At 69.3% G+C, this 12,549-nt stretch carries 10 protein-coding genes and 1 pseudogene; 7 read left to right on the top strand and 4 right to left on the bottom strand.

The window, feature by feature from the left end:
- Positions 1 to 7 precede the first annotated feature (7 nt).
- Both NKF06_RS00480 and NKF06_RS00475 read left to right on the top strand, forming a co-directional pair.
- Positions 8 to 493 (top strand): hypothetical protein, encoded by a 486-nt coding sequence (locus tag NKF06_RS00480; RefSeq protein WP_253244160.1) that lies wholly within the window; start codon positions 8 to 10, stop codon positions 491 to 493.
- A gap of 41 nt (positions 494 to 534) precedes the next feature.
- Positions 535 to 1,557, top strand: a complete 1,023-nt coding sequence (locus NKF06_RS00475) for a DUF1616 domain-containing protein (protein ID WP_253244159.1) — start codon at positions 535 to 537, stop codon at positions 1,555 to 1,557.
- A 9-nt stretch (positions 1,558 to 1,566) separates the two neighbouring features.
- On the opposite strand, the gene NKF06_RS00470 is transcribed toward NKF06_RS00475, so the two are convergent.
- Positions 1,567 to 3,783: a S8 family serine peptidase gene (locus tag NKF06_RS00470; RefSeq protein WP_253244158.1), complete on the bottom strand. Its 2,217-nt coding sequence runs from the start codon at positions 3,781 to 3,783 to the stop codon at positions 1,567 to 1,569.
- Positions 3,784 to 4,022: 239 nt separating this feature from the next.
- Between NKF06_RS00470 and NKF06_RS00465 the strand changes: the two genes are divergently transcribed.
- The 4 genes from NKF06_RS00465 to NKF06_RS00450 all read left to right on the top strand — a co-directional run bounded on the left by NKF06_RS00465 (position 4,023) and on the right by NKF06_RS00450 (position 7,262).
- Positions 4,023 to 4,865 carry a hypothetical protein gene (locus NKF06_RS00465; RefSeq protein WP_253244157.1) on the top strand — a complete coding sequence of 281 codons (843 nt, stop codon included), beginning with the start codon at positions 4,023 to 4,025 and terminating at the stop codon, positions 4,863 to 4,865.
- 117 nt (positions 4,866 to 4,982) lie between these two features.
- Positions 4,983 to 5,258, top strand: coding sequence for a hypothetical protein (locus tag NKF06_RS00460; protein ID WP_004042058.1), 276 nt, complete (start codon positions 4,983 to 4,985; stop codon positions 5,256 to 5,258).
- Positions 5,259 to 6,164 (top strand): DUF4350 domain-containing protein, encoded by a 906-nt coding sequence (locus NKF06_RS00455; protein ID WP_253244156.1) that lies wholly within the window; start codon positions 5,259 to 5,261, stop codon positions 6,162 to 6,164.
- Positions 6,165 to 6,272: 108 nt separating this feature from the next.
- Positions 6,273 to 7,262 (top strand): MoxR family ATPase, encoded by a 990-nt coding sequence (locus tag NKF06_RS00450; RefSeq protein WP_253244155.1) that lies wholly within the window; start codon positions 6,273 to 6,275, stop codon positions 7,260 to 7,262.
- Between the two features lie 9 nt (positions 7,263 to 7,271).
- Here NKF06_RS00450 and NKF06_RS00445 read toward each other — a convergent pair whose 3' ends face one another.
- The 3 genes and pseudogenes from NKF06_RS00445 to NKF06_RS21110 all read right to left on the bottom strand — a co-directional run bounded on the left by NKF06_RS00445 (position 7,272) and on the right by NKF06_RS21110 (position 10,265).
- A complete protein-coding gene (locus tag NKF06_RS00445) occupies positions 7,272 to 8,327 on the bottom strand; it encodes a hypothetical protein (RefSeq protein ID WP_253244154.1) in 1,056 nt (351 codons plus the stop codon).
- Positions 8,324 to 8,824 (bottom strand): hypothetical protein, encoded by a 501-nt coding sequence (locus NKF06_RS00440; protein ID WP_058826092.1) that lies wholly within the window; start codon positions 8,822 to 8,824, stop codon positions 8,324 to 8,326. The genes NKF06_RS00445 and NKF06_RS00440 overlap by 4 nt, the downstream gene beginning before the upstream one ends.
- Positions 8,825 to 8,842: 18 nt before the next feature.
- Positions 8,843 to 10,265: pseudogene (locus NKF06_RS21110) on the bottom strand (DUF58 domain-containing protein).
- 258 nt (positions 10,266 to 10,523) lie between these two features.
- On the opposite strand from NKF06_RS21110, the gene NKF06_RS00430 reads away from it, so the two are divergent.
- The coding region (locus NKF06_RS00430; RefSeq protein ID WP_253244219.1) for a hypothetical protein at positions 10,524 to 12,549 on the top strand (2,026 nt) is incomplete at its 3' end.

Raw genomic sequence — 12,549 nt, 5'->3', positions numbered from 1 at the left:
GTAGCATATGCGAAGACGCCGGTTCCTTACTGCGCTCTCTGCGATGGTCGTCGGAACTGCCGGCTGTGCACAGGAGTCCGAGACGGAGACGTCGACCCAAACACAAACACCGCTCCCGACGAGAACGCCCTCCCCGTACGTCGAGCAGGCGGACGAGTTTCGGTCGTTCCTCCAACAAGAGGAGATTTCCATCGTCGAACTCCTCCCGCAACCGCCGGTGAATGCGGTGGAACTCACGTACGTCTCGAACGAAGAGCAGTACGAGGAGGTCGGCGGGGAAATCGGCACGATTGCCGGCGGCTTCTTCAATCGAGTCGCAAACGGCTGGGAAGCCGAGCGCCTGAACGCGGTGGTCATGGACAGCCCCGAGTCCCGCTTCGGGACGTGGTACGCGAAGTCGTCGTGGTTCGCCGAATACCGAGACGGAGAGATCTCTTCGAACGAACTCTCACTCAAAGTGTTGAACACACTCTCGCGCGCGGAAGACGCGTGAGACCGACCGCTTTTAGTGAATCCTTGTCGCACCCATAGCCGATGACCTCCGACACGGACTGGCTATCGCTCGTCCCGCACTCGGTTCGCACCGCCCCTGCGGACCTGCTCGCGGTCGTGGTGGTGGCCGTCCTTACTTGCGGTGCAGTCACCCTCCCTGGCGTCCGCGACACCCCGCTTCGGGTCGTGCTCGGCCTCCCGTGCGTGCTTTTCGTCCCCGGCTACGCAGTTATCGCCGCGCTGTTCCCGGAGTCAGGCCCCTCGGTCGCCGCGAGCGGAGACGCCGACGCGGCCGACCGGACGGGAATCGACGGCATCGAGCGGGTCGCGCTCTCGTTCGGGACGAGCATCGCCCTCGTCTCGGCGCTCGGACTGCTCCTCAACTTCACGCCGTGGGGGCTTCGACTCGTTCCGATCGTCGTCGCCATCGGCCTACTCACGGTCGCGGCCGCGGTCGTCGGGGCGCGTCGGCGGGCCGCCCTCCCCGAGGGCGAACGGTTCGGCGTCCCGGTCCGGTCCAGTCTCCCGGATGACCCGAACCCCTTCTCATCCGGTTCGCGGACCGACGCGGCGTTCGCCGTCGTGTTGGTGCTCTGCCTCGCGCTCGCCGTCGGGGTGGGCGGATACATGGTCGCCGCTCCCGGGTCCGGGGAGTCCTTCTCCGAGATATACGTGCTGACGGGGAACCAAGGGGATCTCGCCGCGGAAGACTATCCGACGGAACTCACTGCGGGGGAGCCCACGTCGCTCACCGTCGCCGTCGGCAACCACGAGGGGACGGCCACCGACTACGTCGTCGTCTCGCAACTCCAGCGCGTCCGGGTCGCCAATAACACGACGACGGTCCTCGAACGCGAGGCACTCACGCGGTACCGACCGTCGGTCGAGGCCAACGCGACGTGGCGGACCGAACACGCGGTCACGCCGACGATGACCGGCGACCGGCTTCGACTCACCTACCTCCTGTACGAGGGATCGGCACCCTCGGAGCCGACGGCTGAAAACGCCTATCAGTCGGTCCACCTCTGGGTGAACGTGACGGACCCGGACGCCGACTCGTCCTGAGCGACGCCGTTACCCCGCCCGCACTTCGGCGAACAGCGCCTGCACGTCCACGACGTTGACGCGACCGTTTCCGGAGAAGTCGAACGCCTCCGGAGTGCTCTCGACCGCCTCGGCGTCGCGGTGGGCGAACAGCGCCTGTACGTCCGCGAGCGTCACGTTTCTGTCGCCGTTGATGTCCTCGTAGACGCCGTCGCCGTCGGGGTCGGTCGGCGGCGCCGTCTCGTTCGTCACGGCGCGAGGGAGCGCGGCCGTTTCGTTGACCGCACTCCACGTGTCGAGCATCCCCGCGCCGACGGCTGGTTCCGTCTGTGGGAGCGGTCGCGCCGTCGACCGGAGCACTCGCGTCACGTCGGCGCGGGTCGCGTTCGGGTTCGCGTCGAGAAGGAGCGCGACCGTGCCGCTCACGTGCGGGGCGGCCATCGACGTCCCGTCGAGCGTGACGTACGGTTCGGCCTCGTCGCGCTGTGACGTCGAGTACGCCGACGTGACGTTCTCGCCCGGGGCGATGAGGGCGATGCCGGGCCGCCGGTCGTCGCCGAACCCGACCGGGCCGCGACTCGAAAACGAGGTCACGCCGGACGCCGTCTGCCGCGCCGCACCGACCGTAATCGCGCCCGCCGACGCGCCGGGACTCGCGACCGAGCGGTTCCCGAGCAACCCGGCGTTGCCGGCCGAGATGACCGCGACCGTGTCCGTCGTCGTCACGAGCGAGTCGACGTACCGGGAGAACTGGTCGCTCCCGTTCGACGGGTAGTACGCCGTCGCCCGGTACCGATACGACACCGACTCCGGGTGGTCGCTCTCGACGGCGAGCGACCAGTTCCCGGGGGGTTCGATTGCCGTCTCGTTCCGAGGGCTGAACCTCTGGTACGCGATTGCGTCCGGCACGCGGCCGTCCTCGAACCACCAGCCCGCGTCGACGCCCCTGAGCGGGGTGTCGCCCGCGGGGTCTCGAAGCGTCACCGAGAGGTTCCGCATGACCTCGGCCCGTCGCTCGTCGCTTTGAATCTGCTCGCCGCCGACCTGCGTCGGTTCGACGAGCACGTAGACGTACGCCGGTTTGAACCCGTCGTACCGCGCGCTGGCTTGGTACACGCCGGAGCCGTTCGCGTAGAGTTCGATGTCGCTCGCTCCGGTCCCGTTCGGCCGGACCGCCCGTTCGCCGCGGTATTCGAGCGGGAACGGACTGGCTCCGAGGCTCGCGGAGACCACGTCCGCGCGGTTCTCGGCGCTCCACTCCATCGCCGCCATCACGTCCGACATACTGCCCTGACCGTCCTCGTCGAGGGCGCGCGCGCCGAACAGTCGTGTCTCGGGTGCGACGCCGACCGATTTGTTCGCGTCTGCCCGCCCGGCGACGGTCCCTGCGACGTGGGTACCGTGACCCCACGGATCGAACGGCTGGGAGGAGTTGCCGACGAAGTCCTTCCACCGGACGACCTGCCCGCGGAGCGCCGGGTGGCTGTCGTCGATGCCGCTGTCGATGACGCTGACGTTCACGCCCGCGCCGGTGATTCCACGGTCCTGTACGTCGTCGGCACCAATCGATTCGAGGTTCCACGATTCCGTCCCGCTCGTGCCGCTTGTCGCGCGCTTGACGCGGTCCGCTCGGACCGTGTCACCGTACGCAGACAGCGCGTCGAGGTACGCCGCGACGCTCGGCGACACCGACCCCGTCGCGTAAATCGGCCGGTCGTAGTGAATCGCGGACACGTTCGGCATCCCGCCGAGGGTTCGCACGACCGCGGGCGTCGCCTCGACGGCCAGCGCGTTCCGCGTCCAGAACGGTTTCACGTCGGCCGCGGTCCCGTTCGCCCGCCGGGCGTCGAGGAAGTCGCGCACGTCGGACTGCGTTCGGTTGGTCGCCGCTCTGCGTCGGGCGCGCGTCCCCGCGTCGGATTCGTTGGACGCGTTGTTCGACCCGCGCGAGTGGTCGTCGAAGACGAGGATGACCGGAACCAGTTCGTCCGCCGCCGCGTGCGACAGTTGATACGCCGCCGTGCCCGAGAGAACGCCGCTCCCGGTCGTCTCGTTGTCAGGTGCAGTCGTGTTGTTGGTCGTCGCGAGGCCGGCGGCGGTCGCTGTGGGTGCGCCCCGCTCGGGCCCTCCCAACTTGGAATCGGGCGGGCGCGCCGCTTCGGAGACCGGTGCGAGCGTCGCGCTCAGGAGCAGACAGAACACGATGCCGGCGACGGCGGCCCGCGTCCTTCGTTGCGTTCGAATCATCTCTTCGGGAGTCGTCTTCGCAAGCGCGCGGCTGTGACGGCGAGCATCTTACTCGAGAGGTAGTGTCCATCGCAACTACAGACCTAAAACATCCACCGGTCGCGCCGACGGAAGACTGCCTGGTGAAACACACATATTAGCGTTACACCTATACCGACGAGTAACGGTCTGCGTTCCGCCGTCCGCCGGTCCCGGAACAGAAAAGTAGTCCGACTCTCAACACGTCGGTACCGACTCGCATGTCAATTCGACAGGCTCTGGTCGTCTCTCTCGGACTGTTCGTTCTCGTCGGCTGCGGTCTCGCCGCGGTTCCCACCGAGGCGAACGCAGCACAAGACGGCGTCTCGGTCATCGTGACGCCCGCCTCGCAAGAGACGGACGTCGGCTCGACGACGACGTACGACCTCGTCGTCGACGACGTCAGCGGCGGTGGCGTCGGCGCCGTCGACGTGACTCTCCGAGTTGACGGTTCCGTCGCGACCGTCTCGAACGCGTCGTTCGTCCCCGACCCCGGGCTGAGCGAGGTCACGTACGGCGACGGTCGGTCGCGAGTTCGCCTCTACGCGGCACTCATCGATACGTCGCAGTCCGGGTCCGTCACTATCGCGACGGTCACGGTCGAGGGGACCGCGAACGGAACGTCACCAATCGCCGTGAACGTCACCGACATCGGGAGCGAAGGTGGCGTCAGCTATCGAATCGACGCCGTCGAGAACGGGAGTCTCGCCGTCGGCGAGGCGGGTTCGAACACCACCGAACGCGCCTCCGAGGACGGGTCGTCGCAGGACGACGACTCGGGGTCTCCCTCCGAAGAGACCTCCGGCGAGTTGACCGTCTCCGCGATGGGCGAAAACGGGACGGACGGCGTTACCGCGAGCTCTCCTTCCTCGCCCTCCTCGTCGGCGGAGAACGCGACGGACGGACAGACCGGGACCGCGGGAACCGCGACCGCAGCCGCGAGCGAGACCGCGACTCAGTCCTCACCGTCGCAGACGGAGACGAGCGTCCCCGGTCTGTCGGTACTCCTCACCGTCTGTTCCCTCCTCGCCGTCGTCGCGTACTTCGTGGTCGCGTCCCGCTGAACCGCGGCGGGGAGACGCTCACGACGCATCACGCCGCCGACGCGTCGGACCCGACACCGCTCGCGAGCCGTTCGCGCAAGCGATAGTTTAGTTATCCCGCACCGTCCACGACCGTACATGGCAACGGCACGACGCGAGCGATTCATCCGCGCCCAGCTCGCTTGGATGCTCGGCGCGACGCTCGTCTTGGTCCTCCTCGACTCGCTTTCGTACGAGCTGGTCTTCGTCGTGTCCCTCATCGGCTTCCTCGTCGTCGTCGAACTCACCGCGCCGGTCGCGGTGACGCCCGCGTGGCGGCGACGGCTCCTGTGGCTCATCGGCGGCGGCCTCGTCGCCTTCGGCTACATCGTGGTCAGACGCATCCTCGACATCCTCCCGCCGGGGGTGTTCTGAGTGCGCGTCGGCTCGCGCGAGGTCGGCTACCCGCACCTCTTGGCCGCGGCGCTCCTCGTCACGATGCTCCTCGGCGTCGGCGTCGGCGCGGGCACCTCGTCGTCAACCTACGGCGCGTTCAACGCCGCGTGGGACGGCGGCTCCGGAATTCGCGGGGTCGCGTCCGACGCGGGTGCCGAGACCGAGGTCGTCTACAACACCACCGAGTACAGCGAGGTCGACCCGGCGGGCACCGTCGCGTTCGTCATCTCGCCTGAGCGGGGCTACACCGACGCCGAGGCCGACCGCATCGAAGCGTTCGTCCGGGCCGGCGGGACCGTCGTCGTCGCCGACGACTTCAGGCCGCACGGCAACGACTTGCTCGCCCGACTGGGCGCGTCGGCGCGAATCAATCAGACCCCGCTCCGCGACGACCGGCATCAGTACAAATCCGGTGCGCTCCCGGTGGCGACGCGAGTCGCTGCGGACCCGCTGACCCGCGACGTGTCGCAACTCACGCTGAACCACCCGGCGACGGTGACCGAAAACGAAAGCACCGTCCTCGTCCGCTCGTCGAACTTCTCGTATCTCGACCGCGACGACGACGGCGAACTCGACGAGAGCGAGGCGCTCCGTTCGTACCCGGTCGCGACCACAGAGCGCCTCGGCGAGGGCGACGTCGTCGTCGTGAGCGACCCGAGCGTGTTCATCAACGCGATGCTCGAACGGCCGGACAACCGGGCGTTCGCCGAGGCGCTCGTCGCCGACCGGACGGCCGTCGTGTTGGACTTCTCGCACGCCGAAGAGCGCCCGCCGTTGCAGGTCGCGCTCCGGGCGCTCCGGGGCTCCGGTGGGCTCCAACTCCTGTTCGGCGGGGTCGTCGTCGGCGCGGTCGCGCTCGTCGCCCGGCGCGGGCGGTTCTCGTAGTCTGTTGCCGGGGCCGTCCGGCTCTGTCGGCTCGCTCGTTCGGCCCGCTCGCTCGCCGGGGCACCGAGACCGCAGTTATATGTGGTCGCCGTCCCGAGTGTCTCGTATATGAGTGCTCCCGAAGAGGTCTACGAGGCCATCCTTGACGAGACATCGCAACTCCTCGTCGGGAACGAGGACGCGATAGAGGCGCTCACCATCGCGTTGCTGACGAACGGGCACGTCCTCCTCGAAGGGGTCCCTGGCGTGGCCAAGACGACGATCGCCAACCTGTTCGCCCACGCCGCGAACCTCGACTACCAGCGGATTCAGATGACGCCCGACGTGCTGCCGGCAGACATCACGGGCACCCACATCTACCGCGAGAACCTCGGCGAGTTCGACCTCCAGCGGGGGCCGGTCTTCTCGAACGTCGTCCTCGCCGACGAGATAAACCGGGCGACGCCGAAGACGCAGTCCGCGCTCCTCGAAGCGATGGAGGAGGGGCAGGTGACCATCGAGGGCGAGACGCTCAAACTCCCCTACCCGTTCATGGTCGTCGCCACCCAGAACCCCATCGAGTACGAGGGGACGTTCAACCTCCCGGAGGCCCAGCGCGACCGCTTCCAGTTCAAGGTCGTCGTCGAAATCCCGGAGCGGGCCGACGAGCGCGAGATTCTCGAACGCTTCGATCGCTCGCCGTCGCTCAAACCCTCGGACATCTCGAACGTCATCAACGACGCCGACATCGGGAAGGCCCGGCAGGTCGTCACGGACGTGCACGTCGACGACAAGGTGTTCGATTACATCCTCGACCTCGTCGGCGCGACGCGGACGCACGCCGCGGTCGACTTCGGCGCGTCGCCCCGCGCGTCGCTTGCGTTCCTCCGGGCCGGCAAGGCCGCCGCGGCGATTCACGGCCGCGACTACGTGATTCCGGACGACGTGAAGCGGCTCGCGCCCATCATCATGTCGCACCGCCTCGTCCTCGGGACCGAGGCGGACATCAGCGGACGCGACCCCCGAGAGGTCGTCGAGGAGGTCGTCGACACCGTTCCGACGCCCGAAGTCGACCTCAACGAGTCGGCGACGCCGTCCGTCGCCGGCGACGACGACTGAGGGCGTCGGCTATCGCTCGTCGGCTTCTGCTTCTGTTTGTGTTTCTGCTTCGACTTCTGTTCCTTCGGACTCGACCGCCCCTGCGTCGGCCTCACCCTCAGCCTCCGACGCCGCGGCCGCGGACGGCTCGCTTTCCTCGTCGTCTTCGACGTCCCACCGACAGGTGACGGCGAAGTCCATCTCCTCGCCGGCGGCGACCTCGGCGACGACCGGTGCGTCGAGACCGCGGGCGACGGCCACGGCGATGAACGACGCGACGGGCGTGTCGAACGTCTCGACCGACCCGAACCGGCAGTCCTCCACGCGGACCGTCAGGCGACCGTCCGCGGCGTCCGTCTCGGCGGCCGCGGTTTCGGCGAGTTCGAACAGTTCCACGAGGGCGTCGGTCGCCTGTCGGGCGAGCGTCTCGGGGTCGTCGCCGAGCGGGCCGTCGAGGCTCCGCTCGAATTCGTCGAACAGGCCGCCGCCGCTGGGGTTGAAGGCGACGCCGCGCGCCAGTTCGTCGTCGGTGACGACGAAGGTGTCGCGGAGCGCCTCGGCGTCGGGAAGCGCGTAGCCGCGGTGCTCCGGGACGAACAGCCGAACGGCGTCGCGGTCGGCGTCGGGGACGTAGACCATCGTGTCCTGGAGGCCGAGTTCATCGACGACGGCGGCGTGGTTGCTCGCGTGCGCGCCGAACACCGACGAGCCGACGCCGACGGGGATGAACCGCTCGGGGCTGAGATACCGCGTCACCGCCGCGGCGAACAGCCCGATCGCGCCGAGGACGACGAGCGTCTCCCTGACGGGCGGAAACAGCGCGCCCCCGAGCAGACCGGCGACGCCGAGCGCGGCCAGCGCGACGGCAGTCTGTCGGTATCGTCCCCGTCGGAGCGCCTCGTAGCGCTGTCTGAGTCGGGCGTTTTCGCGCCGGAGGTCGGCGGCTTTGGCGCGGTCGGGCGCTGACTCGTCGGTGTCACCCCGACCGGCATCGCCGTCGCCTCGGGTCGCGGCCGAAACGACGGCGCGGGTCTCGCCGTTCGCCAACTCGCGGTCGGGTCGGTCCGCGGGGCTGTCCGCGCTCATCGCCCAGCCCCCGTGTCCGACGCACTCACGAAGCCGAGCGCGACACGTTCGTAGCGGTGGAGCCCGTAGGCGGCGAGTGCCGCGAGGACGACGGCCACCAGCGCGGCCTGCCACGCCCACCGGAGCGACGTCCAGAGCGCCCACGCCATCCCGAGCGCGACGACGTATCCAGCCGCCAGCCGAGCGAGTCGCGACCGGTCCGGCGGCCACGCGCACGCCGCGCTCGCGAGGAGCGGGAACGCCGCGAGCTGCGCGCTACCGAGTGCGACGAGGCTCGCGTCCCCGAAAAGCGAGACGGCGGTCAGTTGGGCGACGACGAACGCGAGCGGCCCCGTCGTCATTGCCGCGACGGCGAGGACGAGGACGCCGGCGGCGACGCCCCACAGCCCGCTCGTCAGTCCCGCCACGAGCGTGACACAGAGGACGCCGACCACGTCCATCGGGGTGAGTTCGTTCGCGTCCAACACGGTTCGAATCGTCCGTTCGCTCTGGTTCACAGGTGTCTCCATCGGTGTTCACTCCGCTGTGGTGGCGCGGTCCGTTGCCAGGTTCATCGCGCTCTTCGGGGCGACTTCGTAGGCGGTGACGTTCGGCAGTCGTTCGAGTCGCTTTCGGAACTCCTCGAAGGCGACGAGACCGTCGGTGTCGCCCGCGCTCCCGGCGGCGTCGTCGAAGAACGTCGTCGGCGTGAGGAAGACGCTCGTCTGGCTGCTCCGCTTGGACGCGACGACGACCGCCTCGTAGGTCTCGACTCTCGCCGAGTCGTCGGTGACGAGCACGAGGTGGTCCTGCCGGTCGGACCGCGAGCACGCGGACTTCACCGCGTCGAAAATCGGTCGGTCGCTGACCCGCGAGACGTAGCTCTCGCCGTCGCGGAGGTACGGGCGAAGCGTCGTCGCGAACGCCGAGTCGTCACCATCGAGGAGGCGACCCCGCTCGCGGGCGTCTTCGGGGGCGACCGGCCGGGACGTGCCGACCGGGCGACGCGAGCGCGCGGTCGGCTCGATCGAGAGCAGTCGCCGTCGAATCGTCTGGTAGGCGTTCGAGGATGACGAGGGGCCGAACTCCCACGTCGTCCCGGCGTCGCCGACGAACTGCGCCGAGACGGGGTCGCTGTGGGAGTCGGCGGCGTCGATGAGGCCGAGCGCGACCTCGCGCGCGTACGAAAGCATCGTTCGCCCGGTCGGACCGCGGTTCATGTTCGAACCGCAGTCGACCACGAGCGACAACAGATAATCCGACTCGGACTCGAACTCGCGGATGTACGGGTGGTCCATGCGCGCGGTGGTTTTCCAGTCGATCTGCGACAGCGTGTCGCCGGGGAGGTACTGCCGCGTCTCGTGGGGGACGAGTCCCGGTCCGGTCTGGTCACTGGAGTGGTCGCCGAAAGACGCGCCGACCAGTTCGCCGCCGCGACCGACGTGGATGCCGTCGGGGGCCGGCGGTTCGACCAGGCAGCGGGCGTCGGCGTCGAGCGTCAGCGTCTCGGTGAAGAAGCCGGCACGGTCCTCGATGTCGACTTCGACCTCGTCGAACGCGATTCGCCCGGCGACGGGGAACTCGACACTGCACGTGACCGACCCGGCGGTCTCTCCGGGGTCGAACGCGACCGTCCGGCGCGCCCGCCCGGGCGCGTTCACACTCGGCGGCGCGACGAGTTCGACCTCGACGGGCGCGTCGACGGCCTCGGACAGCGACGCCGTCAGCGTCACCGCGGCGCGGTCGTCGACGTACACCGACGTGGCTCGACCGAGACGCTCGCCGAGAGGTCGCGGTCGACCGCGCGCATCGTCCCGACGGCGTCGACCTGCGCGACGACGAGCACGCGGCGAGACCGCAGGCTGCGAAAAGCGGCGTCGGCTCGTCGAGGACGACCGCGTAGACGGCGAGGAAGCAGGCGACGCCTGCGAGCGCGGCCCACCGGCGGGTCGGAAGCATCGTGGATTCGATTCGTGCCGCCCAAGTTGAATGTTTGTGTTGGAGCGGGCCGCAGCCGGCCGCGCGGACCCGAGGATTTGCCGCGCGTTCCCGGGTCAGATCGGGTCGTTAAACCCGGCGTTAACGCATCGCAGTCTGCGAATCACGCGCCCGGGGGCGCCGGGGCGAGTCGGCGAATGCCAAAACCCATTAGGTCCCCCCGTCTGGCTACGGGTAGTGCGTGGTGAATCGGGCGGCCCGGTGCGGTTGCTCTGGACGATGTTGGTCGTCGGCTGTCTCGTCGCGACAGCGCCGGTAGCGGCGGTCTCTGCGGGAGCGGCCGCCGACGCGCCCGCCCCGAGCGCGGACGCGCCGGCGTCTCTCGGGACGGTTGACCGAGTATCGGCGTTTGGACCGACCCCAGGTCCGCTGCAGCAGACCGCGAACGCGACGAACAACAGCACTGGTGTCCTCCACGAGAACCCCGACGAGGTCGACGACGAGAACGAACTCGACCGATTGCTGTCGTACCTCTCGGGCGAACTCAACGGCGACATCGGGGCGAGCACCCTGCAGCTCAGTCAGGGGGAGTACGCCGCCGCGAAGGCGGCGCTCGGCGACGACTACGACGACTCGCTCGGCAAGTACATCGACGTCGAGGGCGAGGTCGGCGGCGACGGCGCCGGCGGGGAGTACCAGACCGTCAGCGAGACCCAGCGGGAGTACGTCGACACGGTCAGCGAGTTCCGCGAGACGCGCCGCGAGTACGAGGCGGCGAGGCGGACCGGTAACGACGAACGCGCCCGCGAACTCGCCCGCGAACTGACGCGGCTCGCCGAGGACGGCGAGACGCAGTCAGACCGGCTGTTGGAGGCGTTCGACGTCATCTCGAACCGGACCGACGGCGACCTCGCGGAGAGTAGCGCCCAAATCGCGGACGTACAGGCGAACGTCTCCGAGCAGCGCGACGAAATCGTCTCACGCGAGTTCGTCGCCACCAGCCTCACCGTCGCCGACTACGACCGGAACATCTCCTTTACCGACCCGCTCGTGCTCTCCGGGTCGCTCGTCGCCGACAACGGCACGCCGGTCGAAACGGCGACCGCCCGCTTCGCGGTCGGCGGGCAGACGGTCCAGTCGGCGGTCGCCCCCGACGGCTCGTTCGAACTGACCTACCGGCCGACGCGGATTCCGGTCAGCACCGAGTCGCTGACGGTCCGGTACCTCCCGGACGACGCGTCGATGTATCAGGCGACAGAGCGGGTCGTTCCCGTCGCCGTCTCGCGGGTGAACGCGACCGCGAGGCTGTCGGAGCCGTCTGCGCCGGCCTACGGCTACGCCGACGCCGTCTCGGTTCGCGCGACGGTCAGCGTGAACGGGACGCCGGTGTCGAACTACCCGGTCTCGGCGAGCTTCGCCGGGTCATCGGCGACCGCGCCGGCGACGAACGAAAGCGGCGCATCGGCCGTCTCGGCGACCGTCCCCGCGACCGCGACAGACACGGCGTCGATTCGCATCGCACCCGACGGCGACGGCAGGGCGGTCGCGTTCGCCCCGGCGACGATTGCGGTCCCGCTCGAAACCGAAGGGACGACGCTCGACGTGCGCGCCCGCGAGACCGCCGACCGAACGGTCGTCGAAGGTCGCCTCGAAACCGACGAGGGCGAGGCCGTGAGCGGCCAGTCGGTCGCCGTCAGCGTCAACGAGCGCGAGGTCGCCGTGACGACGACCGGCGAATCGGGCGCGTACCGGACGACTATCGACCTTCCGAGCGGTGTGACCGCCGAGAACGCGACCGTCTCGGTCGCCTTCGACGGCGAGGGGACGAACCTCGAATCGTCCGACGCGATGGCGAGCATCCGGCTCTCGAACGGTGCCACCGGGGACGAGGCCGGAAACGGCGCTTCCGGCGGGCTCCCGTTCGACCCGCTCGACCTCGCGTGGGTCGTCGCCGGGACCGCAGTTGTCGGTCTTGTCGCCGCCGTGCTCCTCCGGCGGAACGGCGCCGACGACGCTGGAGCGGCGACCGTCGCCGAATCGGCCGCGACGGAGAGCGACGAACCGGCCGAGCCAGAGCAGGCGACGACCGAGGCTTCGGCGCTGGATTCGGCGGCCGACGCACTTGACGCGGGGCGGCCGAACGACGCGGTGGTCGTGGCCTACGCGGGCGTTCGACAATCGCTCGGGGCCGCCGCCGACGTCGACGACGCCGCGACGCAGGTCGGACGAGGTGACCGCCGAGATAGACCGGTATCTCCGAGAGCGTCTCCGAGCAGGCCGAACAGGCCGCCGACCTCGACACGGC

It is taken from the genome of Haloferax sp. AB510, assembly GCF_024136985.1.
Taxonomy (GTDB): domain Archaea; phylum Halobacteriota; class Halobacteria; order Halobacteriales; family Haloferacaceae; genus Haloferax.
Note: the sequence above shows the minus strand (reverse complement) of the source record. Positions and strands in the feature narration are given on the sequence as shown.

What these genes read in the sequence shown, in the direction of transcription:
- NKF06_RS00480 (WP_253244160.1), top strand. Translation starts at nt 8, where the DNA reads ATGCGAAGACGCCGGTTCCTTACTGCGCTCTCTGCGATGGTCGTCGGA.
- NKF06_RS00475 (WP_253244159.1), top strand. Translation starts at nt 535, where the DNA reads ATGACCTCCGACACGGACTGGCTATCGCTCGTCCCGCACTCGGTTCGC.
- NKF06_RS00470 (WP_253244158.1), bottom strand. Translation starts at nt 3,783, where the DNA reads ATGATTCGAACGCAACGAAGGACGCGGGCCGCCGTCGCCGGCATCGTG.
- NKF06_RS00465 (WP_253244157.1), top strand. Translation starts at nt 4,023, where the DNA reads ATGTCAATTCGACAGGCTCTGGTCGTCTCTCTCGGACTGTTCGTTCTC.
- NKF06_RS00460 (WP_004042058.1), top strand. Translation starts at nt 4,983, where the DNA reads ATGGCAACGGCACGACGCGAGCGATTCATCCGCGCCCAGCTCGCTTGG.
- NKF06_RS00450 (WP_253244155.1), top strand. Translation starts at nt 6,273, where the DNA reads ATGAGTGCTCCCGAAGAGGTCTACGAGGCCATCCTTGACGAGACATCG.
- NKF06_RS00445 (WP_253244154.1), bottom strand. Translation starts at nt 8,327, where the DNA reads ATGAGCGCGGACAGCCCCGCGGACCGACCCGACCGCGAGTTGGCGAAC.